At 67.3% G+C, this 22,797-nt stretch carries 22 protein-coding genes and 1 tRNA gene; 8 read left to right on the forward strand and 15 right to left on the reverse strand.

The features are described 5' to 3' along the window. Positions 1 to 30: 30 nt before the first annotated feature. Positions 31 to 807 (reverse strand): SDR family NAD(P)-dependent oxidoreductase, encoded by a 777-nt coding sequence (locus CWC60_RS04640; protein ID WP_109792831.1) that lies wholly within the window; start codon positions 805 to 807, stop codon positions 31 to 33. A gap of 44 nt (positions 808 to 851) precedes the next feature. Next, complete coding sequence (gene thiS, locus CWC60_RS04645; protein WP_109792832.1) at positions 852 to 1,841, reverse strand: sulfur carrier protein ThiS; 990 nt, start codon at positions 1,839 to 1,841, stop codon at positions 852 to 854. A gap of 133 nt (positions 1,842 to 1,974) precedes the next feature. Here thiS and aroQ point away from each other — a divergent pair, with 133 nt between their 5' ends. Genes aroQ through aat form a run of 4 tightly spaced genes read left to right on the forward strand, consistent with a single transcriptional unit; the run spans position 1,975 to position 4,906 of the window. Then, the gene (gene aroQ, locus CWC60_RS04650) at positions 1,975 to 2,442 is read left to right on the forward strand and encodes a type II 3-dehydroquinate dehydratase (protein ID WP_109792833.1); all 468 of its coding nucleotides are present in this window, start codon (positions 1,975 to 1,977) and stop codon (positions 2,440 to 2,442) included. Then, positions 2,439 to 2,891, forward strand: coding sequence for an acetyl-CoA carboxylase biotin carboxyl carrier protein (gene accB, locus CWC60_RS04655; protein ID WP_109792834.1), 453 nt, complete (start codon positions 2,439 to 2,441; stop codon positions 2,889 to 2,891). The genes aroQ and accB overlap by 4 nt, the downstream gene beginning before the upstream one ends. Before the next feature lie 13 nt (positions 2,892 to 2,904). Beyond that, on the forward strand, positions 2,905 to 4,254 hold the full coding sequence (accC, locus tag CWC60_RS04660) for an acetyl-CoA carboxylase biotin carboxylase subunit (protein ID WP_109792835.1): 1,350 nt from the start codon (positions 2,905 to 2,907) through the stop codon (positions 4,252 to 4,254). Continuing rightward, the gene (aat, locus tag CWC60_RS04665; RefSeq protein ID WP_206419765.1) at positions 4,247 to 4,906 is read left to right on the forward strand and encodes a leucyl/phenylalanyl-tRNA--protein transferase; all 660 of its coding nucleotides are present in this window, start codon (positions 4,247 to 4,249) and stop codon (positions 4,904 to 4,906) included. Before accC ends, aat begins: the two co-directional genes overlap by 8 nt. On the opposite strand, the gene CWC60_RS04670 is transcribed toward aat, so the two are convergent. From CWC60_RS04670 to CWC60_RS04705, 8 genes are all read right to left on the reverse strand, one after another. Then, the gene (locus CWC60_RS04670; protein ID WP_164516366.1) at positions 4,893 to 5,741 is read right to left on the reverse strand and encodes an alpha/beta hydrolase; all 849 of its coding nucleotides are present in this window, start codon (positions 5,739 to 5,741) and stop codon (positions 4,893 to 4,895) included. The genes aat and CWC60_RS04670 overlap by 14 nt on opposite strands. Positions 5,742 to 5,754: 13 nt before the next feature. Beyond that, positions 5,755 to 6,735, reverse strand: coding sequence for a 2-dehydropantoate 2-reductase (locus CWC60_RS04675; protein ID WP_109792838.1), 981 nt, complete (start codon positions 6,733 to 6,735; stop codon positions 5,755 to 5,757). Positions 6,736 to 6,774: 39 nt separating this feature from the next. Next, positions 6,775 to 6,849: transfer RNA gene (locus CWC60_RS04680), tRNA-Glu, on the reverse strand. Positions 6,850 to 6,937: 88 nt separating this feature from the next. Further along, on the reverse strand, positions 6,938 to 8,713 hold the full coding sequence (recJ, locus tag CWC60_RS04685) for a single-stranded-DNA-specific exonuclease RecJ (protein ID WP_109792839.1): 1,776 nt from the start codon (positions 8,711 to 8,713) through the stop codon (positions 6,938 to 6,940). A gap of 8 nt (positions 8,714 to 8,721) precedes the next feature. Next, on the reverse strand, positions 8,722 to 9,696 hold the full coding sequence (gene glpX / locus CWC60_RS04690; protein WP_277422313.1) for a class II fructose-bisphosphatase: 975 nt from the start codon (positions 9,694 to 9,696) through the stop codon (positions 8,722 to 8,724). 38 nt (positions 9,697 to 9,734) lie between these two features. Further along, positions 9,735 to 11,030 (reverse strand): homoserine dehydrogenase, encoded by a 1,296-nt coding sequence (locus CWC60_RS04695; protein WP_109792840.1) that lies wholly within the window; start codon positions 11,028 to 11,030, stop codon positions 9,735 to 9,737. A gap of 33 nt (positions 11,031 to 11,063) precedes the next feature. Beyond that, positions 11,064 to 12,284, reverse strand: a complete 1,221-nt coding sequence (locus CWC60_RS04700; RefSeq protein ID WP_109792841.1) for an LL-diaminopimelate aminotransferase — start codon at positions 12,282 to 12,284, stop codon at positions 11,064 to 11,066. Positions 12,285 to 12,351: 67 nt separating this feature from the next. Beyond that, positions 12,352 to 13,680 (reverse strand): OmpA family protein, encoded by a 1,329-nt coding sequence (locus tag CWC60_RS04705; RefSeq protein ID WP_164516367.1) that lies wholly within the window; start codon positions 13,678 to 13,680, stop codon positions 12,352 to 12,354. Between the two features lie 249 nt (positions 13,681 to 13,929). Here CWC60_RS04705 and CWC60_RS04710 point away from each other — a divergent pair, with 249 nt between their 5' ends. After that, the gene (locus tag CWC60_RS04710; RefSeq protein ID WP_109792843.1) at positions 13,930 to 15,741 is read left to right on the forward strand and encodes a PHA/PHB synthase family protein; all 1,812 of its coding nucleotides are present in this window, start codon (positions 13,930 to 13,932) and stop codon (positions 15,739 to 15,741) included. Between the two features lie 46 nt (positions 15,742 to 15,787). Here CWC60_RS04710 and CWC60_RS04715 read toward each other — a convergent pair whose 3' ends face one another. After that, positions 15,788 to 16,201: a PaaI family thioesterase gene (locus tag CWC60_RS04715; RefSeq protein ID WP_109792862.1), complete on the reverse strand. Its 414-nt coding sequence runs from the start codon at positions 16,199 to 16,201 to the stop codon at positions 15,788 to 15,790. 53 nt (positions 16,202 to 16,254) lie between these two features. Continuing rightward, positions 16,255 to 16,539, reverse strand: coding sequence for a FliM/FliN family flagellar motor switch protein (locus tag CWC60_RS04720; protein WP_109792863.1), 285 nt, complete (start codon positions 16,537 to 16,539; stop codon positions 16,255 to 16,257). A 57-nt stretch (positions 16,540 to 16,596) separates the two neighbouring features. On the opposite strand from CWC60_RS04720, the gene lipB reads away from it, so the two are divergent. Next, on the forward strand, positions 16,597 to 17,217 hold the full coding sequence (lipB, locus tag CWC60_RS04725; RefSeq protein ID WP_164516369.1) for a lipoyl(octanoyl) transferase LipB: 621 nt from the start codon (positions 16,597 to 16,599) through the stop codon (positions 17,215 to 17,217). On the opposite strand, the gene radC is transcribed toward lipB, so the two are convergent. From radC to sfsA, 3 genes are read right to left on the reverse strand one after another with little or no spacing between them, the layout of a single operon-like run. After that, positions 17,214 to 17,918, reverse strand: a complete 705-nt coding sequence (radC, locus tag CWC60_RS04730) for a RadC family protein (protein ID WP_109792845.1) — start codon at positions 17,916 to 17,918, stop codon at positions 17,214 to 17,216. The genes lipB and radC overlap by 4 nt on opposite strands. A 17-nt stretch (positions 17,919 to 17,935) precedes the next feature. After that, positions 17,936 to 18,757, reverse strand: coding sequence for a type I methionyl aminopeptidase (gene map / locus CWC60_RS04735; RefSeq protein WP_109792846.1), 822 nt, complete (start codon positions 18,755 to 18,757; stop codon positions 17,936 to 17,938). 7 nt (positions 18,758 to 18,764) lie between these two features. Further along, the gene (gene sfsA / locus CWC60_RS04740) at positions 18,765 to 19,472 is read right to left on the reverse strand and encodes a DNA/RNA nuclease SfsA (protein ID WP_109792864.1); all 708 of its coding nucleotides are present in this window, start codon (positions 19,470 to 19,472) and stop codon (positions 18,765 to 18,767) included. Between the two features lie 79 nt (positions 19,473 to 19,551). On the opposite strand from sfsA, the gene CWC60_RS04745 reads away from it, so the two are divergent. Further along, a complete protein-coding gene (locus tag CWC60_RS04745) occupies positions 19,552 to 20,370 on the forward strand; it encodes an ATP-binding protein (RefSeq protein ID WP_109792847.1) in 819 nt (272 codons plus the stop codon). A 136-nt stretch (positions 20,371 to 20,506) separates the two neighbouring features. Further along, positions 20,507 to 22,795 carry a penicillin acylase family protein gene (locus CWC60_RS04750; protein WP_109792848.1) on the forward strand — a complete coding sequence of 763 codons (2,289 nt, stop codon included), beginning with the start codon at positions 20,507 to 20,509 and terminating at the stop codon, positions 22,793 to 22,795. Positions 22,796 to 22,797: the final 2 nt, after the last annotated feature.

Below are 22,797 nucleotides of genomic sequence, written 5' to 3' on the forward strand. Positions count from 1 at the left end.
TGTTCGTCGGGGCGTCTCTGGCGCCTGCCGTCAGCCGCCCGAGATGGTCACACCGCCGTCGACGGCGATGGTCTGACCCGTGAGGAAGCTGCCTTCCTTCGAGGCCATGTAGACGGCGAGACCGGCGATCTCCTCGGGCTGGCCGATGCGGTTCAGCGGAGCCTGGGCCTCGGAGCGGGCGCGGAACTCCGGATCCTCCCAGAGCGCGCGGGCGAAGTCGGTCTGGATCAGGCCCGGCGCGATGGCGTTGGCGCGGATGTTCGACTTGCCGTATTCCATGGCGATGTTGCGCACCATCTGCATGTCCGCCGCCTTTGAGATGGCATAGGCGCCGAGCACGCGGGAGCCGCGCAGGCCGCCGATCGACGAGACGATGATGATGGTCCCGTCCTTGCGCTCGATCATCTCCGGCAGCACCAGGTTGGCCAGCCAGTGATTGGACTTGATGTTGACGTCCATGATCTTGTCGAAGGCCGTGTCCGGAATTTCCAGCGAGGAACCGTAGAACGGGTTGACCGCGGCGTTGCAGACCAGCACGTCGACCTTGTCGAAGGCCTTGCGGGTCTCCTCGACCAGCATCTCGAGCTGTTCCTTGTAGGAGATGTTGCACGGAATGCCGACGGCGCGGCCGCCATGGGCGGCGTGGTTGTCGTTGATATCCTGCGTCACCGCCTCGACGGCATCCGCCTTGCGGCTGGAGACGACCACATTGGCCCCCTGCTTCGCAAAGGCCTCCGCGATGGCCTTGCCGATACCCTTGGTCGAACCGGTGACGATCGCGGTTTTGCCGCGCAGGTCGAACATCATGCGCTAACCCCTCCCTCTGGATGCGTTTCTTGTCAGATGAGTGCCTAGATCAGCCCGCCCAGCGGCGAGGACGGATCGGCATATTTCTTCTTCGGCATGCGACCGGCGAGATAGGCCATGCGGCCGGCCTCGACAGCGGCCTTCATGGCCCGGGCCATCAGGATCGGATCCCTGGCCTCGGCGATGGCGGTGTTCATCAACACGCCGTCGCAGCCCAGCTCCATGGCGATGGCCGCGTCGGAGGCCGTACCGACGCCGGCGTCGACCAGCACCGGCACATTGGCCTGTTCGATGATCAGTCGGATGTTGACCGGGTTCTGGATACCCAGGCCGGAGCCGATCGGCGCGCCCAGGGGCATGATCGCACAGCAGCCCATTTCCTCCAGCCGCTTCGCCTGGATCGGGTCGTCGGAGCAGTAGACCATGACCTGGAAGCCTTCCTTGAGCAGCATCTCGGCCGCGCGGACGGTTTCAGGCATGTCGGGGTAGAGCGTCTTCTGGTCCCCCAGAACCTCCAGCTTGACCAGGTCCCAGCCGCCGGCCTCGCGCGCCAGGCGGAGCGTGCGCACGGCGTCCTCCGCGGTGAAGCAGCCGGCGGTGTTGGGCAGGAAAGTGTATTTCTTCGGGTCGATGAAATCCACCAGCATGGGCTTGTCCGGATCGGTGAGGTTCACCCGGCGGACCGCGACGGTGATGATCTCCGCGCCCGAGGCTTCGAGGGCGCGGGCGTTCTGCTCGTAGTCCTTGTACTTGCCCGTGCCGACCAGCAGACGCGAGGTGAAGGTGCGGCCGGCGACGGTGAAGCTGTCTTCGTCGCGCCGGCTGGCGGTATCGGCGCCGCCGCCGATGAAATGGACGATCTCGATCTGGTCGCCGTACTCCAGCGCCGTGCGGTGGTAGGCGGAGCGGGGCACGATCTCCAGGTTGAGTTCGACCGCGATCTTGCGCGAATCGAGGCGCATCTGGCTCAGGAGGTCGAGGATCGTGATTCCCTCGTCGAAATCGCGCTCCTTGCCATTGACGGTAATCCGCATCTCAGCCGTTCCACTGCGTCTTTTCTGGTGAGGCCGTCCGTGGCGCGTCCGGCGCGCAGGCGACGGTTTCCCATGATCGGTAAAGGCACTATAACCGCGCGGGCAATCAAGAAAAAAGGGGTGCGCGTCACGCATGTCCGAAACCTTGCTGATACTCAACGGACCGAACCTGAACCTGCTGGGCACACGCCAGCCGGAGGTCTACGGCCGCGAGACACTGGCCGATATCGAAGGTTCCTGCAGGCAGATCGCCCAGGGCTTCGGCGTGCGCATCGATTTCCGGCAATCGAACCATGAAGGCGAACTTGTGGACTGGATCCACGAAGCCAAGGGGGGGGCGGACGGAATCATCATCAACCCGGCCGGCTACTCCCACACGTCGGTCGCGATTCTGGACGCGTTGCTGGCGGTTGAGATTCCGACCATCGAAGTCCATCTCTCCAACATTCATCAGCGGGAGGACTTCAGACACCATTCCTGGGTGTCGAAGGCCGCGAAGGGGGTGATCTGCGGCTTCGGTTCGCTAGGCTATATACTTGCGATTCAGGCGCTGACCGCTGAACTGAAGGCGGCCAAACAACAGCAGATGGCGGGTTCATGACCAAACTGAACGTCGATATGGAAGCGCTGGCCAAACTGGCGGCGCTGTTGAACGAGAGCGGTCTGACGGAGATCGAATGGGAAGAGGGCGACGTCAAGGTCCGCCTCGGCAAGTCGCCGGCGCCGGTCATGGCGACCGCGCCCCAGGCCGCGGCGCCTGCGCCCGCGATGGCGGCGCAGCACGGCGCGGAGGGCGGCGGCGCGGCCGAGACCGCCGGGACCAAGGTGCTCTCCCCGATGGTCGGCACCGCCTACACGGCGCCCGAACCGGGGGCCAGGCCCTTCGTTTCGGTCGGCGACACGATCGAGAAGGGTCAGACCGTGATGATCGTCGAGGCGATGAAGACCATGAACCCGGTGCCCGCGCCGAAGTCGGGCAAGGTGGTTGCGGTTCTGGTGGAAAATGAACAGCCGGTCGAGTTCGAGCAGCCGCTGGTCGTGATCGAATAGGAACGGCCGGGCCATGTTCGAAAAGATTCTGATCGCGAATCGGGGCGAGATCGCGCTTCGCATCCACCGCGCCTGTCACGAGATGGGCATCAAGACGGTGGCGATCCACTCCACCGCGGACGCCGAGGCCATGCATGTGCGCCTGGCCGACGAATCCGTCTGCATCGGCCCGCCCAGCCCGAAGCTGAGCTATCTGAACATTCCCGCGATCATTTCGGCCGCCGAGATCACCGATGCCGACGCCATCCATCCGGGCTATGGCTTCCTGTCGGAGAACGCCCGCTTCGCGGAGATCGTCGAGGCGCACAACATCGCCTTCATCGGCCCGACGCCCGAGCATATCCGCCTGATGGGCGACAAGATCGCGGCCAAGACCTCGATGAAGGAACTCGGCGTGCCCGTGGTGCCGGGCTATGACGGCGCGCTGGAGGACATCGACAAGGCGCGCGCCATCGCCGCCGAGATCGGCTATCCGGTTCTGGTCAAGGCCGCAGCCGGCGGCGGCGGGCGCGGCATGCAGGTGATCCCGGACGCGGAGCGCCTGCCGGAACTGCTTTCCCAGGCGAGAGCGGAAGCCATGCACGCCTTCGGCGACGACCGGATGTACATGGAGAAGTATCTCGGTCAGCCCCGGCATATCGAAGTGCAGGTCTTCGGCGACGGTCAGGGCCACGCGGTCCATCTGGGCGAGCGGGACTGCTCGCTCCAGCGCCGTCACCAGAAGGTTCTCGAGGAAGCGCCGTCGCCGGCGCTGAACGCTGCGCAGCGGGCCGATATCGGCGCCAAGGCGGCCAGGGCCGTCAGCGATCTCAACTACCGCGGCGCCGGCACCATCGAATTCCTCTACGAGGATGGCGAGTTCTTCTTCATCGAGATGAACACGCGCCTGCAGGTGGAGCATCCGGTGACCGAGGCGATCACCGGCATCGATCTGGTCCGCGAGCAGATTCGCGTCGCCTCCGGCGCGCCGCTCAGCTTCGCCCAGGCCGATGTCGAGTTCACCGGCCATGCGGTCGAATGCCGGATCAACGCGGAGAATCACCGCACCTTTTCGCCGACGCCCGGCCGGGTGACGGACTACCATCCGCCGGGCGGTCTGGGCGTGCGCGTCGATTCCGGCCTCTATGACGGCTATTCGGTGCCGCCCTATTACGACAGCCTGATCGCCAAGCTGGTGGTCCACGGCCGCACGCGGAACGAATGCCTCATGCGGCTGCGCCGCTGCCTGGAGGAATACGTCATCGGCGGCATCTCGACGACGATTCCGCTGCATATGGCCCTGGTGGACGACCAGGCGTTCATCGACGGCGCCTATGACATCCACTGGCTGGAACAGAACCTCGACAGACTGGTCGGTGGCTGACCGGCTGACACCGAACCTGCTGGTTCAGGCCTATTCGCGCGGCCTGTTTCCCATGGCCGAGACCCGGGACGATTCCCAGCTCTTCTGGGTCGATCCGGACGAGCGCGGGGTATTGCCGCTCGAAGGTTTCCATGTGCCGAAACGGCTGCGGAAGACGGTGCGGCAGGACCGCTTCAAGGTCACGGCGGACGTCGCCTTCGACGAGGTCATCCGCCACTGCGGCGAGCTCAACTTTACCCGCGGGCGTTTCGACAGCTGGATCAATTCGGAAATCGTGCGCGCCTATGGCGAACTGTTCCGCCTGGGTTTGGCGCATTCCGTAGAGTGCTGGAGCGAGGGCCGGCTGGTGGGCGGGCTCTACGGCGTGGCGCTCCGCGCCGCGTTCTTCGGCGAGAGCATGTTCTCGATCGAGACCGACGCCTCCAAGGTCGCCCTGGTGCATCTGGTCGCGCGTCTACGCGCCGGCGGCTACCGGCTGCTCGACAGCCAGTTCGTCAACGACCACCTGAAGCAGTTCGGCGTCGAAGCGGTGCCGCGGCACGCTTTCATGGTGCGGCTGAACGAAGCCCTGGCCGCCGAAGGCGATTTCGAGGCCGCCGGGCCGCGCATCGAAGGCGAGCGGGCGCTGGACCTTGTGCTCAGAGGTCCATGAGAGCCAGCATCGCGCGGCCGAGGGGATCCTTCGGGTCGGTGACGTGATCGAGCAGCGTGAAGTGGTTGGCGCCCTCGGGCAGCATCACCTCGCGCTCGATGTCGAACATGTCGCGATAGTCGGTGGACTGGCGGATCCAGCCATCGGGCTCGGCACCGCCGGCGGCAAGAAGAACGTCCACATGGGGCAGGGGACGGAAGCCAGCCTGCAGCACGTTCATGCGGCGCGCCTGGGCGTCGTCCAGCCCGATATCGGCGTTGATGGTGGTGCGCATGGCGACCGCCGGGTCGAAGACGCCGGATAGCAGCGTCGCCGACTTGATCAGATCGGCTTCCAGGCCGTCGCCGGTCCAGTCGCGGGCGGCGGCGATGGCCGAGAGATGTGCCCCCGCCGAATGGCCGCTCAGGTGCACCCGCGCCGGATCGGCGCCGTAATCGGCGGCGCGCTTCGCGGCGTGGGCGATCCCGCGCATCACCGAATCCGCCAGGCTCTCCAGCGTGACTTCCGGGCAGAGCGGATAGTTGATCAGCACGACAGTCGCGCCGGCGCCGTTTAAGGGCTGCGCGACGAAGCTGTGCTCGTCCTTCGACAGCGCCCGCCAGTAGCCGCCGTGAATGAACACGTGCATGGGACCGCCGACGATGCCGGGAAAGACGTCGTAGACCTCGCGCGGGTGGCCGCCATAGGCGATGTTCCGGCGCATATCGAGGTTGCGGCGCGCCTGGGCGGCCTTCTCGACGAAGCCGGCGAGCAGGTCCGCCGCATCGGGCGCGGCCACGCGCGGATTGAAGTTCCGCTCCATCTCCTCGTCGGACCAGTCCTGCCAGTAGGTCATCGCATCCTCCCCCTCAGGCGGCATAACAGCCGGCGCTCTTCGCCCGCAGCACAACCAGACTGTAGACGATGTCGATGGTCGGCGTCGGCAGTTCCAGCATGCGGCCCAGTTCGGCCACGGCGCCCAGGATCGGCTCGATCTCCATGGTCCGCCCGCCTTCCAGATCCTGCAGCATCGAGGTCTTGTGCGCGCCGACGGCCGAGGCGGCCTCGATCCGCTTGTCCACGGTCATGGGGAAACGCACGCCGAGCTTCTCGCCGATGGCCTGCGCCTCGGTCATCATCCCGGCGATGACCTCGCGCACGCCGGCGTCGCCGGCCATGGCTTCCAGGGTTGCCGCCGTCAGTGCGGAAACCGGGTTGAAGCTGAGATTGCCCCAGAGCTTGGCCCAGATCTCGTTGCGGAGATTGGGGCGCACCGGCGCCTTCACGCCGGCGGCGATCAGTGTCTTCGACAGCGCCTGGATACGCTCCGACCGGCTGCCGTCGGGCTCCCCCAGCGCCAGACGGTCGCCATAGCCGAGTTTAACAACGCCTGGCTCCGGCACTTCCGCGGCCTGCCAGACGACGGAACCGATGGCGCGCTCGGGGCCGATCTTCTCCCAGATCTCGCCGCCCGGATCGGCGCTTTCCAGCCGCCGGTTCTCGAACGGTCCTTCGTGGCCAAAGAAATACCACCAGGGCATGCCGTTCTGCGCCGTGACCACGGCCGTCTCCGGCCCCAGCAGCGGCTGCATGGCGTCGGCGACGGCGCGCACGCCATGGGCCTTCATCGTCAGCAGGACATAATCCTGCGGGCCGAGCTCCGACGGATCGTCGGTCACCGTCGGCCGTACGACGAAAGTGTCTTCGGCGCTGATCAGCTTCAGGCCCTTGGCCTTCATGGCGGCCAGATGCGGCCCGCGGGCGATCAGGCTGACGTCGACGCCCTGACGCGCCAGCATCGCGCCGACATAGCCGCCGATCGCGCCGGCGCCGTAGATGCATATCTTCATGGAAATACGCCCTCCCAGATGGAGCAACAGGGGGCGGGGTGGCGGTCCCTAGGGGAATCGAACCCCTGTTTCAAGAATGAAAATCTCGCGTCCTAACCACTAGACGAAGGGACCGCTGAACGGCCTCCGCATTTACCGGTCCCCACCGCCGAAATCAACTGCGATGAACGGATTTTTCGCCGCACGGTCGCGGACTTGGGCCTTACGCTACGTCCGCCGCGTCCTCGATCTGGAACTGCACGCGCGGACTGCCCTGCCAGTGGTCGATGCGCAGGTGCCCGGCCAGGTGGACCGGCCGGTTGTCGCGGGCGCGGCCCAGAAGCGCGCGGCCCAGCGGCTCCTCGGCGGTGCGGAAGGCGATGGCGCCGACCCAGCCCTTGCCGCGGCCGGCGATCTGGGCGCGCACGTGCTGGCCGCCCACGATGTCCGCCTTGACCAGCCGCGCTTCCGGGATGGCGATGCGCGGTTCCGGATTGCCCGACCCGTAGGGTCCGGCCCGCTGCAGTTCCTCGGCCAGTTCCAGGGTCACGCCGGAGGCGGCGATGGCGCCGTCGACAATGAGCGCGCGGTCCTGGCGGGCCTTCTGGACCTGGGCGTCGAGCCGTTCGTGCATGAACTCGGCGAATGCCCCGATGCCGTCGGCGCGGAGGGTGATGCCGGCCGCCATGCTGTGGCCGCCGCCATTGATCAGCAGGCCGGCCTGGCGCGCCGCGGTGACCGCCGCGCCGAGGTCGACGCCCCGGATCGAGCGGCCCGATCCCTTGGCCGTCTCGCCGTCGCGGGCGATGACGAAGGCCGGACGGCCGGCGCGGTCCTTGACTCGGCTGGCGACGATGCCGATGACGCCGGGATGCCAGCCCTCGCCATCCAGGACCACCACGGCGCGGTTGTCCTGCCGGCCGGTGAGGGCGAAGGCTTCGTCGAGGACCGTCTGCTCGATCCGCCGGCGCTCGGCGTTCAGCCGGTCCAGCTCGACGGCGATGCCGACAGCCTCCTCGCGGTCGTCGGTGGTCAGCAGGCGGACGCCGAGATCGGCGAGCCCGACCCGCCCGCCGGCGTTGATGCGGGGCCCGATCAGAAAGCCGGCGTGGTAGGCGCCGGGCGGCCCGTTCATGCGCGCAATGTCCGAAAGCGCGGTCAGGCCCGTCTGCCGCCGCGAGGCGAGCACCTTCAGCCCCTGCGCCACCAGGGCGCGGTTGAGTCCGGTCAGAGGGACCACGTCGCAGACGGTGCCGACCGCGACGAGGTCCAGGAACTGCAGCAGGTTGGGCTCCGGCCGTTCGCGGAACCAGCCCATGGAACGCAGGGTGCGGCTGACGGCGATCAGCAGCAGGAAGGCGACGCCCACGGCGGCGAGATTGCCATGGCCTCCGGTGCAGTCCAGCCGGTTCGGATTGACCACCGCCGCCGCCTTGGGCAGGCGGCTTTCCGCCAGGTGGTGATCGACGACGATGACGTTGATGCCCCGGTCGTGGGCGGCGTCGAGCACCTCGAAGGCCGCAGTGCCGCAGTCGACCGTGACGATCAGTTCATGGCCCGCGCCGGCAAGTTTCTCCAGCGCCGGCAGGTTGGGACCATAGCCTTCGGCGATACGGTCGGGGATGTGACAGCCCGCGTCGGCGCCGACTGCACGAAGATAGCGGATCAGCAGCGCCGAGGATGTCGCTCCGTCGACATCGTAGTCGCCGAAGATTGCGATGCGCCGGCCCTCGGCCACGTGCCGGGCGATGAGCTCCGCGGCGCGATCCATGTCCGCGAAGCTGGAGGGATCAGGCAGCAGATCCTTCAGCCGTGGCTCCAGGTATCCCGGCGCGTCGTCGATGCCCACGTCGCGGTTGGCCAGGGTGCTGGCCAGGATGTCGGAGAGCTGATGGCGCTGGCGCAGGGCTTCGATGGTGCGTTCGCTGGCCGCGCCGCGCCGCCAGCGCTGGCCGCTCAGCGAGCGCTCGACCCGAAGGAAGGTGTCCGTCTCCGGCACCAGGGGATCTAGCTGGCGATCCGGCGCCGGCCTTCGATGCGCCGGACCGTGCCCGTCTTGGAGCGCATGACGACGGAATCCGTCACGATCACGCCGCTGTGGCGGCGCACGCCGCGCAGCATGCCGCCGTCGGTCACCCCCGTGGCGGTGAAGATGACGTCGCCCGCGGCCATCTCCTCCATCTCGTACTTCCGGTCGAGATCGGTGATGCCGATGCGGCGCGCGCGTTCCTTCTCGTCGTTGTTGCGGAAGATCAGCCGTCCCTGCATCTGGCCACCGACGCAGCGGAGCGCTGCCGCGGCCAGTACGCCCTCGGGGGCGCCGCCGGTGCCGATGTACATGTCGATCCGCGTCTCCGGATCGGTGGTTGCGATCACGCCGGCGATGTCGCCGTCAGGGATGAGCTGGATGCGCGCGCCCGCGGCCCGGGTTTCCTTGATGATGTCCGAATGCCGGGGCCGGTCGAGAATGCAGATCATGAGGTCGGCCACGGCGCAGCCCTTGGCCGCGGCGAGGCTGGTCAGGTTCTCGGTCACGCTGCGGTCCAGGTCGACGACGCCGTCGGGCAGGCCGCCGCCGACGGCGATCTTGTCCATGTAGACGTCCGGCGAGTTGAGCAGCATGCCCTTCTCCGACAGCGCCATGACCGAGAGCGAGCCCGGCGCGGCCTTGGCGGTGATGGTGGTGCCTTCCAGCGGATCCAGGGCGATGTCGATCTCCGGTCCGATGCCGTCGGCGTGGCCGTTGCCGACATCCTCGCCGATATAGAGCATCGGCGCCTCGTCGCGCTCGCCTTCTCCGATGACGACGGTGCCGCGGATCGCCATGCCGTTCAGCGCCGTGCGCATGGCGTCCACAGCCGCCTGGTCGGCCTGCTTCTCGTTGCCCATGCCGATCCAGTCGAAGGACGCGATGGCGCCCGCCTCGGTCACTCGGACGGCTTCGAGCGTCAGATTGCGGTCCAGCTTGGTGGTCTTCGACATGGTTCCCTCCGGCTCCCTCCGACCCGTTCTTCCGGCGGTCAGAAGTTCTCGATCCTGAGCAGGTGCGGCGTCTCGACGATGGAATCGAGCGCCTCGATTCGCTGCAGCGCCGCCATGATACGCGCCTCCGTCGTCTCATGGGTAATGACGACCACGGGCGCGGTGCCGCCATCGTCGTGATCGGCGCGCTGCAGCATCTGCTCGATCGAGATCTCCGTGTCCCGCAGCACGGCCGAGACATCCGCTATCACGCCGGGCCGGTCAAGCACGTTGAGACGGATATAGTAATGCCCGCGCCGCTTCTCCGGCGGATAGGCCGACGCGGCGGTCAGCCGGCGGGACGGAAGGCCGAACATCGGTGTGTTGCGCCGGCGGGCGATGTCGACCAGATCGGCGGCGACAGCGGAGGCCGTCGGTCCGGCCCCGGCGCCGGGGCCCTCGAACATCGTGCGGCCGACGTGATTCGCTTCCGTCACGATGGCGTTGTCGACGCCCTCCACCTTGGCGATCGGGGTGTCGGCGCGGACAAGACAGGGCTGGACCCGCTGCGCCACCTGTCCGTCGATCCATTCGGCGACGCCCAGCAGCTTGATGCGGTAGCCGAACTCGTCCGCATAGGCGATATCGACCGAGGATATGCGCTGGATGCCTTCGATGCCGACGGCGGCGAAGTCGATCTCCGAGCCGAAGCAGACCGAGGCGAGGATCGCCAGCTTGTGGGCCGCGTCCACGCCGCCGACGTCGAAACTCGGGTCCGCCTCGGCATAGCCGAGTTCCTGCGCGTCCTTCAGAACGTCGTCGAAGTCTCTGCCGGAATTGCGCATTTCCGTCAGGATGTAATTGCAGGTGCCGTTCAGGATGCCATAGACGCGGCTGATCCGGTTCGCCGACAGACCCTCGCGGACCGCCTTGATGATGGGAATGCCGCCAGCCACTGCGGCCTCGTAGGCGAAGGGCAGGCCCTTCTCGTCGGCCAGCCGCGCCAGCGCCGCGCCGTGCTCGGCGATCAGCGCCTTGTTGGCGGTGACCACGGGCTTGCCGTTCTGCAGCGCCGTCTCGACCAGATGCCGCGCCGGGCCGTCCGAGCCGCCCATCAGCTCCACGACAACGTCGATATCGTCGCGGCGGGCGAGGGCGGCGGGGTTGTCCTCCCAGTCGAAGCGGTCGATGTCGACGCCGCGGTCGCGTCCGCGGTTGCGCGCCGATACGGCCCGGACGACGAGCGGCCGCCCGGCGCGGCCCTCGATCACGTCCGCGTTCTCCTCCAGCAGCCGGATCAGCCCGCTGCCGACCGTGCCGACACCGGCGACGGCAATGCGCAAGTCATTGGTCAATCGTCTGGTTCCTGGTCTTGTGTCTGTTGGCGGCTATTCGGCCGCGAGTTGGCGCTGACGCCGTTCCAGGGGCTCGTCGCCTGACTGCATGAAGCGCTTGAGGCTGCGGACCGCCTGTCTGATGCGCTGCTCGTTCTCTACCAGGGCGATGCGGACATGACCGTCGCCGTACTCGCCGAAGCCGACGCCGGGGGAGACGGCGACTTCGGCCTCCTCCAGCAGCAGCTTGGAGAATTCCAGGCTGCCCAGGCTGCGATAAGGTTCCGGGATGGGTGCCCAGGCGAACATGGTCGCCGCCGGCGAAGGCACCTCCCAGCCGGCGTCGGCGAAGCCCCGGATCAGCACGTCGCGGCGCGAGCGGTAGAGATCGCGGATTTCGTCGACGCAGTCCTGCGGACCGTTCAGCGCCGCCGTCGCGGCGACCTGGACCGGCGTGAAGGCGCCATAGTCGAGATAGGACTTGATGCGCGTCAGCGCCGCGATCAGGTCCTTGTTGCCGGTGGCGAAGCCGACGCGCCAGCCCGGCATGCTGTATGTCTTCGACATGGAGGTGAACTCCACGGCGCGCTCCCTCGCGCCGGGCACCTGCAGGATGGACGGCGGCGGCGTGCCGTCGAAGTAGATCTCCGCATAGGCCAGATCGGAAAGGATGTAGAGACCGCGCCGCCGGGCGAAGTCGACCACTTCCCGGTAGAAATCGAGATCCACCACCATCGCCGTCGGATTGGACGGGAAGTTGAGCACCAGCACCTCGGGCGTCGGCACGCAGTGCTTCATCGCGCGTTCCAGACTGGCCAGGAAGTCATGCTCCGGACCGACGGGGAAATGGCGGATCACGGCGCCCGCGATGATGAAGCCGTAAGGGTGGATCGGATAGGAGGGATTCGGCGCCAGGATGGTGTCGCCGGGCGTGGTGATCGCCATGGCGAGATGGGCCAGCCCTTCCTTCGAGCCGAGTGTCACGATGGTCTCGGTCTCCGGGTCGACGGAGACGCCGAAGCGCCGTTCGTAATAGGCGGCGACCGCACGCCGGAGGCCGGGGATGCCCTTGGAGGCGGAGTACCGGTGGGTGCGCGGATTGGCGGACGCCTCGACCAGCTTGTCGACGATGTGCCGGGGCGTGGGTTGGTCGGGATTGCCCATGCCGAAGTCGATGATGTCGCGGCCGGCGGCGCGCGCTTCCGCCTTCAGGCGGTTGACCTCGTTGAAGACATAGGGGGGCAGGCGCTTGATCAGGTGAAAGTCGACTTGCATGACGTGCTACCGGGACTCTTGCGGGCCGGGGTTGTCGCCCGCGACGCGGCGAGCAAACCCAGGGCTGTTAGTACTCGAGATAGATTTCGGCGCGGCGGTTGCCAGCCTCGCCGCTGGGCATGGCTTCGTTGTAGATGGGGGCGTTGTCTCCCTTTGCCTCGATATAGAGACGCTCATAAGGGATGCCTTCCCGGGCCAGCGCGTCGGCGACGGCGTCAGCGCGGGCGGCCGATACCCTGAGATTGGCCAGCAGGTGGTTGTCCACCGCCATCTCGCCGGTGCGGCTGGAAGCGTGTCCCTGGATCCGGATGCGCGCATTGGTCCGTTTCGCCTGTTCCGCGATTCGGCGGATGGTCGCGTGGTCATCGGACGAAAGCGAGACCGAACCGTGGCGGAAAAGGATCACCTCGTCCGGGGCCCGGCCACCACGCGTGGCGGGGGCGTAGGCCGCGGGCTGGTAGACGCCCTCCCCGGAAATCACGACGGGTTCGCCGAGCGCGGCGGACCCCCGCGTCACGCCGCCGCCGCGAGCGCCTGCGATCGCTTCCTCATAGGTGCGCGGCGCGTTCAGGGACTCGTGATAGGTCTGCTGTACCACCGGCGAAACGCTGTTCGGGAACTGTCCGGGCGCGACCCGGCCACCGCCCGCCGACGCCGCGCTGCGCGGCTCGATGCCGGCTTCTCTCAGACGTTCGCTGTAGGACGGCGACTGCTGCGGCGTCACTGCCGCCGGCCGCCGCTGTGGCGTATCGGGGGTCCTGTCGGGCGTGGGCGCGGGCGTGACCATGGCGGTCTGCGCAGGCAAGCTGGTGCGGGTGTCGGTGATGACGCCCTGACTGGAGTCCTCCTTGCGGGGCTCCACTTCGGGATCGGCGGCAATGCTGGTGCGCCGGGGAACAAGGGTGCCCTCCTCCGAGAAGGATGGCGGTTCCTCGCCGCGGGTCATGGCCGCGATCATCGGCGTCGGCGACTCGTCGCGGGGCGCCTGGACAACGCGCACGCGTTCGCCCTGGGCAGGCGCCTCGGCGGCGGGCCGGGCAGGTGACGGGTCGGGCGCGCGGCGCGGCTCTGCCCTGGCGGGCGTGACAGGGCGAGGCTCGGCTGCAGCGACGCGGCGCGGCGGCTGGGGCGCGGCAACGATCTGGACATCGCGCTCGGGTGAGGCTTTCTCCTTGTCCTGAGCGGCCGCGGGCATCGGTATTGCCGAGGCCGGCCTTGCGGCCCGCGCCACCGGCTGCGGCGCCGGTCCGTAGTCAGGCTCGAACAGTCCGGCGGGATCGGCCCAGTCGGGCAGCGAGCAGGCGCCCAGCGCAAGCGCGGCGGCGACGGCGGCCAACCGTCCGGCGCGCGCCAGATGCGTTCGGGTTGCTGCTGTCGCGGACATCGATGCGGACATCTCGCCATCTCCTCCACGAGACCGAGGTTTGCAGATTCCCGGGCAATCTAGCGGGCCGGAATTGATTTGTCTGCCCCGGAATGGCCGGCGATCGGGCATGTGCAGAAGAGGCAGCAGGAAGGGCTTGCGTCAAATTGTGCGGTGCAGCAAAAGCGACGCTGCGTTAACCTCCCCCTGTTCATTCCGCCGCGCCGCACCCACAATGGCGGCAACGGACGACAGATCCGCCATGAACCATGGGAGGAGGCGATGGCAGAGAAGTCCAATGAGGAATTCCCGACACCCGACCTGAACGAGTTCTCGCTGAACATGTCCAGGGTGGCGGCGCAGAGCCAGCGCCTGGTGGCCGACTTCCTGGAGCGCCATCAGGAACATGCGTCGGCGGCGCCCGGTCCGGCGGATCCCATGAACGTCGGCAAGGCGTTCATGGAGATGACCTCGCGGATGATGGCCGACCCGGGCAAGCTGGTCGACGCGCAGATGAACCTGTTCAAGGGCTACATGGAGCTCTGGCAGCATGCGGCGCAGAAGATGATGGGCGAGGAGGTCGAAGACGCGGTGCCCACGCCGCGCTCCGACAAGCGCTTCAAGGACGCCGCCTGGCAGGAGAACCAGATCTTCGACTTCATCAAGCAATCCTACCTGCTGACGTCGAAATGGATGACCGATACGGTGCACGAGGTCGAGGGACTGGACGACCACACCGCGGAGAAGGTCGACTTCTACACCCGCCAGTTCGTCGACGCGATGTCGCCCTCGAATTTCGTCATGACCAATCCGGTGGTCCTGCGCGAGACCCTGGCGACCAACGGCGAGAACCTGGTGCGCGGCCTCGATCACCTGCTGGAGGATCTGGAGCGGGGCCGGGGCAAGCTGGCCATCAAGATGACCGATCTGGACGCCTTCGAGGTCGGCGGCAACGTCGCCACGACGCCCGGAAAGGTGGTCTATCAAAACGAATTGATGCAGCTGATCCAGTATGCGCCGGCGACCGAACAGGTTCACGAGCGGCCATTGCTGATCTGCCCGCCCTGGATCAACAAGTTCTACATTCTCGATCTCCGGGCCGAGAACTCGTTCATCCGGTGGTGCACCGAGCAGGGGCTGACGGTATTCGTCATCTCCTGGGTGAACCCGGACGAGAAGCTCGCGGACAAGAGCTTCGAGGACTACATGAACGAGGGCATCCTCGCCGCCCTGGACGCCATCGAACAGGCGATCGGCGTGCGCGAGGTCACGACCATCGGCTATTGCCTGGGCGGCACGCTCATGGCCGCCACCCTGGCCTACATGGCCGCCCGCGGCGACGACCGGATCAAGGCGACCACCTTCTTCACCGCCCAGGTCGATTTCTCCGAGCCTGGCGAACTGGGCGTCTTCATCGACGATGAGAGTATCGCCCATATCGAGGAACTGATGGAGGAGCGCGGCTATCTGGAGGGCGCGGAGATGGCGTCCACGTTCAACATGCTGCGCGCCAACGACCTTATCTGGTCCTTCGTGGTCAACAACTACCTGATGGGCAAGGATCCGTTTCCCTTCGACCTGCTCTACTGGAATTCCGATGCCACGCGTCTGCCGCGGGTCATGCACAGCTTCTACCTGCGCAAGATGTATCAGCAGAACCTGCTGGCGCAGCCGGGCGGACTGGAATTCAACGGCACGCCGATCGACCTGGGCAAGGTGAAGATCCCGGTCTACGTGCAGGCGGGCAAGGAGGACCACATCGCGCCCTACCGCTCGGTCTTCAAGGCGACGCAGCATTTCTCGGGGCCGGTCCGGTTCATGCTGGCGGGTTCTGGCCATATCGCGGGCGTGGTCAACCCGCCGGATGCGAAGAAGTACCAGTACTGGACCAACGAGAAGCGCAAGAAGTACGCGACGCCGGACGAATGGCTGGCCGAGGCGACGGAGACGCCCGGTTCCTGGTGGCCGGACTGGATCAAGTGGATGCAGAAGCATTCCGGCAAGAAGGTGCCGGCCCGCGTGCCGGGCGAGGGCGGCCTGAAGGCGATCGAGGACGCGCCGGGCTCCTATGTGAAGGTGCGTTCCGGCGGCTGAACCGCCGGCCGGCCGGCGGCCCGACTCTCCCGGACGCCGGAAGCGGTCAGTCCCGCTTCGGCAGCACCATCTGGGTCTGGGTCACGACGGCGGCCTTGCGCCCGTCCTCGCGGGTGATCGTCGTGGTCCAGACCATCGTCGTCCGGCCCTTGTGAACCGGCACGCAGCGGGCCAGGGCCTTCTGGTTCACCGGTACGGCGGCGATGAAGTTGGTCTTGCTTTCCAGCGTGGTGGTGGTCGTGTCCGGGGGCAGGTTGATCACGGTAGCCACCGCGCCGACATTGTCGGCCAGCGCCATCACCGCGCCGCCGTGCATGATCGCGGGGTTGGTGCAGAACTCCGGCTTCACCAGCATCTCGGCCTCGACGAGGTCGGGCTCGACGGTGATGAACTCGATCCCGAGGAGCGCGCCGAAGGGCGTCATGCGCTCGCTGACCATCCGCCTGAGTTCGTCCGACATGCTTTCCGTCTCCACCGGCAATTGATCCGTGGGGAGAATAGCGCGGGCGGGGCCTACTGGAAGGCCTTCACCTTCTCCAGGACGGAAATGCCCACATGCTCGCCGGTGACGACGATCTCGCCGCGGGCGATGACCTGGTTGTTGGCGAGGATCCAGGCCGGGTCGTCGACGCCGGAATCGAGTTCGATCACCGCGCCGCGGCCCATCTTGAGAAGCTGATGGATCGGCATCTGGGCGCGACCCAGGACGACGGATATCTCGACATCGACGTCGGCTATGGCCAGGTCGAAATTGTCGGCGATGCTCTCGGGCTGGGCTTTGTTTTCGTCATCGTTCATGCGCACCATCTAGGCAGAAACCGGTTAGCGGAAGGTAAAGGGCGGCGGCCCATGACGGTGGAATGGCGAGAATCGGCAGAGCCGGTCGACTATCCGGCGGCGGTCGAGTGGATGGAGCACCGCGCGGCGGCGATCCGCGACGAGGGCGCGGACGAGTGCGTCTGGCTGCTGGAGCACCCGCCGCTCTATACCGCGGGCACTTCGGCCGATGCGGCCGATCTGCTGACACCAGACCGCTTCCCCGTGCACCGGACGGGGCGGGGCGGCGAGTACACCTATCACGGGCCCGGCCAGCGCGTCGGCTATGTCATGCTGGACCTGCGCCGCCGCGGACCCGATGTCCGGCGCTTCGTCAACGACCTGGAACGCTGGGTGATCGGGACGCTTGCCGAATTCGGCATCGCCGGTGAACGGCGCCAGGGCCGCGTCGGTGTCTGGGTCGAGACCGCCGAGGGCGAGAAGAAGATCGCCGCGCTCGGCATCCGGCTCCGGCGCTGGGTCAGTTTCCACGGCATCGCCATCAACCTGAACCCCGACCTGGACCATTTCGGCGGCATCGTCCCCTGTGGCATCAGTGACTATGGCGTGACGTCGTTCGCCGATTTGGGCGTCACCGCGTCGATGGCCGATCTCGATGCCGCGCTGAAGAAGAAATTCTCCGAAGTGTTCGGGGGTTAGATCAATCCGTTCGAGCGAAAGCTGAAGGGTTCGTCGCGGCCGATCACCAGGTGATCGTGCAGCATCAGGCCCACCGCCCGGGCGGCGTCGCGGACCTGCTTCGTCATCTCGATGTCGGCGCGGGACGGCGTCGGGTCGCCGGAGGGGTGGTTGTGAACCATGATCAGCGCCGAGGCTTCCAGGTTGAGCGCGCGCTTGACGATCTCCCGCGGATAGACCGGCGTGTGGTCGACCGTGCCCTTCTGCTGCACCTCGTCGGCGATCAGCACGTTCTTGCGGTTGAGGAACAGGACATGGAACTCCTCGGTCGCCTTGTAGCGCTTGGTGGCGTTGCAGTAGTCGAGCAGGGCCTGCCAGGAGGACAGCACGACATCCCGGTGCATCACCCGGGCGCGGGCGAGGCGGACGGCCGAGACCTCGACGATGCGGATGGCGGCCACCGCGGCGTCGCCGATGCCGGGCACCTCGCGGAGCTGCTCGGGACTGGCCGTGATCACATGGGCGTAGTCGCCGAAATGCTCGATCAGGCGCTTTGCCAGCGGCTTGGTGTCGCCGCGCGGGTTGGCGGCCCAGAGCACGATCTCCAGCAGTTCGTAATCCCGGAACGCGTCGGGACCGCTCTCGATCAGCTTCTCGCGGACCCGCTGCCGGTGACCGTGGTAGTGGGGCTTTTCCGTGCCGGCGCGCTTCGCTTCCGCCATGGCTGCGCCCCGCCGCCTCAGCCGTAGGGGGGCTTGTGCAGGCCCGCCGGCGATTCCGTGAAGATCTCCACGCCGTCTTCGGTAATGCCGATCGAGTGCTCGAACTGCGCCGACAGCGAGCGGTCGCGGGTCACGGCGGTCCAGCCGTCCTCCAGAATCTTCACCCGCCAGTCGCCCAGATTGATCATCGGCTCGACGGTGAAGAACATCCCGGGCTTCAGTTCGATGCCGGAGTTCGCCTGGCCGTAATGCAGCACGTTGGGCGCGTCGTGGAAGACGCGGCCCAGGCCGTGACCGCAGAAGTCGCGCACGACCGAGCAGCGCTCGGCCTCCGCGTATTCCTGGATCGCCGCGCCGATGTCGCCCAGGCGGGCGCCGGGCCTGACGGCCCGGATGCCGCGCATCATGGCCTCGTAGGTGACGTCGATCAGACGCTCCGACTTCTTCTTCGGCTTGCCGACGTGGAACATGCGGCTGGTGTCGCCGTGCCAGCCGTCCAGGATGACGGTGACGTCGATGTTCATGATGTCGCCGTCCTTCAGCGCCCGCGGGCCGGGTATGCCGTGGCAGACCACATGGTTGATGGACGTGCAGATTGACTTGGGGAAACCCCGGTAGTTGAGCGGCGCCGGCACCGCGCCCCGGGCGGTGATGAACTCGTGGCAGAGTCCGTCGAGCTCTTCCGTGGTCACGCCCGGCTTCACGTGCCCGACGATCATGTCGAGCGTCTCGGCGGCCAGCCGCCCCGCGGCGCGCATGCCATCGAAGGCGGCCGCGTCGTGCAGCTTGATCTGGCCGGTGTTGCGGACCGGTGCGTTGTCCGCCGAGATGTAGTTCATATGGCGCTCAGTCGATGAGGACGGGAATGGCGTCGCCCGGATATATGCCCAGCGCGGAAACGTGGCAAGTCCGGCAGACCGCTTCCACCCCGGCGTCCATCGCGGCGGCGAGCCCTGCGGCGTAGGCGGAATCGACATCGGCGGCGGGGCGGAAGACCTGTCCGTCGCCCCTGGGGCTGAGGAACAGCATCACCGCCCGATGGCCGCGCGCCGCCATTGCGGTCAGTTCTTTCAGGTGCTTGGCGCCTCTTCTTGTCACAGAATCCGGGAACTCGACCAGGCCCGCCTGGCGGGAGAGGGTCACGCCCTTGACCTCGACATAGCAATCCGGACGCCCCTCTGCCTGCAGCAACAGGTCGATGCGGGAGTGCTCGCCATAGCGGACCTCCCGGCGGCGGACCGGATAGCCGGCCAGCTCAGGGATCGTCCCGGCCGCCAGCGCCGCTTCCGCGATGGCGTTTGGCCGCTGGGTGTTGACGCAGACCATGGCGCCGCCGGCCTCGATCAGTTCCAGCGTCCACTTCAGCTTGCGCGCCGGGTTGTCGACCGGCGTGAGCCAGACGGTCTGCGCTCCGCCGTCGATCAGGCTCAGCATGGAACCGGGGTTGGGGCAGTGGGCCGTGACCTCGCGTCCGTCCTCCAGACGCACGTCGGCCAGGAACCGCTTGTAGCGCCTGAGCAATGTGGCGCGGATCAGCGGCGGGTCGAACCGGATCAGGGGTGCGGCGGCTTCATCCAAAATTAAGCGTCTCCTGCGAGTCTGTTCTGTCTCGGGGTCTGAATACCGTTCATCCATGACTATTGCGATCCAGGAAGACGCGGCCGACAACCATCGGGCCGAAGTGCTGGCCGATGTCCGCCGAGCCATCGAGGCTGTCGAAGCCGCCCGCGACAACCCCGCAGGCCGGGACAGGGCGCTGCGCGATCTGCACACGGTCAAGGGCGCGGTTGGATTTCTCGGTCTTTCCGAGCTTGCCGGCGCGCTGCACGAACTCGAAGGAGTCATGGGCCGCGGCGGCGATGGCCTCGACGTGGCGCACCGCGTGTCGGAGGCGCGGCGGCTGCTGGATTCGGAAAGCGACACGGGTCCGCCCGCGGCCACCGGGTTGGCCGGGGAGGGCGCATTCACCCAGTGCCTGTGGTGGGCGGAGCGGATGATCGGGCAAATCTCCACCTCCCTGGGCAAGGAAGCCGAACTGAGCATCACCGGCGGCGACCTCCGGATCGACAACAAGAGCCGCGCGGCGCTCACCCGGGCGCTGCAGCATCTGGTCCGCAACGCCATCGTTCACGGCATCGAGACGCCGGATCGGCGGTCTGCGCTGGGCAAGCCGCGGTGCGGCGCCATCGCGATAGCCGTCCACCGCACCGGCGGCCTGCTTACCGTCGAAGTTTCCGATGACGGTGCGGGATTGCCGGACGAACTGTCCGCGCGGGTCTTCCAGCCGGGCGTCAGCGGCGCCGCGGACGTCAGCCTCTACGCCGGCCGGGGTATCGGCCTCGACGTGGCGCTGTCGGAGGTGGCCTCGCTCGGCGGGCGCGTCGAAGCGCGTTCGACGCCGGGTCTTGGCGCATGCTTCACGATCATCGTGCAGGAACCGACCGGACCCTGACCGGCCCCTGGCCGAAATCCCGCGCCGGAATTACGATTTGTAACCGCCGCGCGGAAACGGCCTGCCTTCACTTGTCATCCGGATACCCCTCGCGCACGTAGATGAGGCCAGTGCCGTTCCGGAGGAAGCGCAGCTCATGACGCGACGCATTTCAACCCTGTTGTCGACGGTTGCCGTGGCGGCGCTGATCGGCGGCTGCAGTCTGCTGACGTCGGTGCCCGAGCCGGTGACGGTGGAAAGTCGGATTGCGGGGCTGGAGACGGAGGGGCTGGATGTCTCGGCACCTGTGGAGATTCGCTGGAACGCGCACATGGTGCCGTGGATCACCGCCGAGTCCGACGCGGACGGCGCCTATGCGCTGGGCTATGTCCACGCGCATCTGAGGCTTGGCCAGATGGAGATCCTGCGGCGCGCCGCCAGCGGTCAGCTGGCCGAGGTCGCGGGTCCGCTGGCAGCGGACCTGGACCAGACGCTCCGCACCATCGGCTACCGCCGCGCGGCCGAGGCCAACTACCCGGCACTGCCGGCGGAAACGAAACTCTGGCTCGACCGTTTCGCCGAGGGCGTCAACGCCTATGTCGCCAGGCTGGACGAACTGCCTCACGAGTACCGGCTGTTCGCCTTCGAACCGAAGCCATGGTCGGCGATCGACGTGCTGGCCTTCGGCCGTCTCGCCGGCTCCGACGTCAACTGGCTGGTCTCGATCGGCCTGCTCGGCCTGACGGACCGGGAGGACTGGCCGGAGATCTGGGACGAGGTCATGCGTTTCAACGGTGGGTCGCTTCCCAGTATCGCCGAACTGGAGGCGGACCGCGACGGCGGGCGGCTGCTTGCCGCGCTGCTGTTCACGCTGGGGGGCGACGCGCGGGCCGGCTCCAACGCCTGGGCGGTCTCGGGCGCGCGCACGGCCAGCGGCGCGCCCATGCTCGCCACCGATCCGCATCTCGGCATCACGGTGCCGAACATCTGGCTGCTGGCCGGACTGAAGACGCCCAGCTTCGAGGTCGTGGGCATGATGCCTGCGGGGATGCCGGTGTTCGGGCTGGGCCGGAACAGGCATCTCGCCTGGGGCGCGACCAACCTTCGCGCGCGCTCGTCCGACCTGATCGACGTCAGCGGCCTGCCCGACAGCGCCTTCACGACAGTTCGGGAGGAGGTGCCGATCCGCTTCGGGTTCGACCGCGATATCGAGATCCGCGTCTCCCCCTACGGTCCCGTGATCACCGACGCCCCCATGGTCGACGATCCCCAGGGGCGGCAGCTCGCCCTGCGCTGGGTGGGGCAGGGCGGCAGCGACGAACTCAGCGCCTACATGGACGCTGCGCGCGCCACCGGCGTCGGCGAATTCCACGCGGCCATGGAGAGCTTCGCCATTCCCGGCCTGGCCTTCGTGCTGGCCGCGGCCGACGGCGATATCGCCATCGGCACGGCGGCCCGTCTGCCCGCCCGGCCGCACGGCGCGCCCGGCGGCCTGGTGGTGCAGCCGCCGGAGTCCGGCGAAGCCGATCCATGGAACACCATGCTTACCGCATCTTCGCTGCCCTGGATCGTCAATCCGGAGAAGGGCTTCGTGGCTTCGGCCAACAACCCGACCGCCGAGGCGGTCACGCCGCTGACCATCTTCGACACGCCGCCGGACCGGATCGCGGTCATCGAATCCCATCTCCGGCCGGCCGGGAACGTGGACCGCGAATTCATGGCGAAGCTTCAGCGGAACACTCACTCGCCCTCGGCCGTGGTGCTCCGTGACACCATTGTGGAGGCGGCGGAAAAGGCCGGCCTCGGCAGCCGGGTGCCGGACGAACTCGCTGAGTGGAATGGCGACTACGAGGCGGATTCCCGCGGCGCCCTGTTGCTGGAAGGCATGATCGCGGGGCTGGCGACACCCGTCTACGAAGCCCTTGGCGAGGTCGACGTTCTGGAGGTCGTCAGCCGCTGGGCCTGGTTCCGGATGAAGCTCGCGCGCGACCTGCTGCGCCTCACGCCGGAACAGGCGCTCACGGCGCTGGAGAAGGGGTTCGAAGAAATGGAAGCCGCCGGCGAGGAATTCGCCATCTGGGGCGACATGCACCGGGTGCAGCTTCGCCACCCGCTGGCCAATGCCCCCGTCATCGGCGGCCGCTACATCTTCGGTGACGTGCCCACCGGCGGTTCCAACGAGACGGTGATGAAGTCCGCCCACAGTCCGGCAGGCGAGCGGCATTGGGCGTTCTACGGCTCACAAGCCCGGCAGATTTCCGACATGGCCGACCCGGACGAGAATCATTTCGTTCTGCTCGGGGGGCAGGACGGCTGGTTGAACGCCGAAGGGTTCAGCGACCAGCTGCCGCTCTGGCAGAGGGGCGACTACATCCGGCTGCCGCTGACCCGCACCGCGGTGGAAGCGGGGTTCCCGACGGTCACGGTGCTGAGGCCGAAGGAGTAGGA

This window comes from Minwuia thermotolerans (assembly GCF_002924445.1).
GTDB lineage: Bacteria > Pseudomonadota > Alphaproteobacteria > Minwuiales > Minwuiaceae > Minwuia > Minwuia thermotolerans.

Coding starts and splice junctions, on each gene's coding strand:
- CWC60_RS04640 (WP_109792831.1), bottom strand. CDS start 807: ATGATGTTCGACCTGCGCGGCAAAACCGCGATCGTCACCGGTTCGACC.
- thiS (WP_109792832.1), bottom strand. CDS start 1,841: ATGCGGATTACCGTCAATGGCAAGGAGCGCGATTTCGACGAGGGAATC.
- aroQ (WP_109792833.1), top strand. CDS start 1,975: ATGTCCGAAACCTTGCTGATACTCAACGGACCGAACCTGAACCTGCTG.
- accB (WP_109792834.1), top strand. CDS start 2,439: ATGACCAAACTGAACGTCGATATGGAAGCGCTGGCCAAACTGGCGGCG.
- accC (WP_109792835.1), top strand. CDS start 2,905: ATGTTCGAAAAGATTCTGATCGCGAATCGGGGCGAGATCGCGCTTCGC.
- CWC60_RS04670 (WP_164516366.1), bottom strand. CDS start 5,741: ATGACCTACTGGCAGGACTGGTCCGACGAGGAGATGGAGCGGAACTTC.
- CWC60_RS04675 (WP_109792838.1), bottom strand. CDS start 6,735: ATGAAGATATGCATCTACGGCGCCGGCGCGATCGGCGGCTATGTCGGC.
- glpX (WP_277422313.1), bottom strand. CDS start 9,696: ATGTCGAAGACCACCAAGCTGGACCGCAATCTGACGCTCGAAGCCGTC.
- CWC60_RS04700 (WP_109792841.1), bottom strand. CDS start 12,284: ATGCAAGTCGACTTTCACCTGATCAAGCGCCTGCCCCCCTATGTCTTC.
- CWC60_RS04705 (WP_164516367.1), bottom strand. CDS start 13,680: ATGTCCGCATCGATGTCCGCGACAGCAGCAACCCGAACGCATCTGGCG.
- CWC60_RS04710 (WP_109792843.1), top strand. CDS start 13,930: ATGGCAGAGAAGTCCAATGAGGAATTCCCGACACCCGACCTGAACGAG.
- CWC60_RS04715 (WP_109792862.1), bottom strand. CDS start 16,201: ATGTCGGACGAACTCAGGCGGATGGTCAGCGAGCGCATGACGCCCTTC.
- CWC60_RS04720 (WP_109792863.1), bottom strand. CDS start 16,539: ATGAACGATGACGAAAACAAAGCCCAGCCCGAGAGCATCGCCGACAAT.
- radC (WP_109792845.1), bottom strand. CDS start 17,918: ATGGCGGAAGCGAAGCGCGCCGGCACGGAAAAGCCCCACTACCACGGT.
- map (WP_109792846.1), bottom strand. CDS start 18,757: ATGAACTACATCTCGGCGGACAACGCACCGGTCCGCAACACCGGCCAG.
- CWC60_RS04745 (WP_109792847.1), top strand. CDS start 19,552: ATGACTATTGCGATCCAGGAAGACGCGGCCGACAACCATCGGGCCGAA.
- CWC60_RS04750 (WP_109792848.1), top strand. CDS start 20,507: ATGACGCGACGCATTTCAACCCTGTTGTCGACGGTTGCCGTGGCGGCG.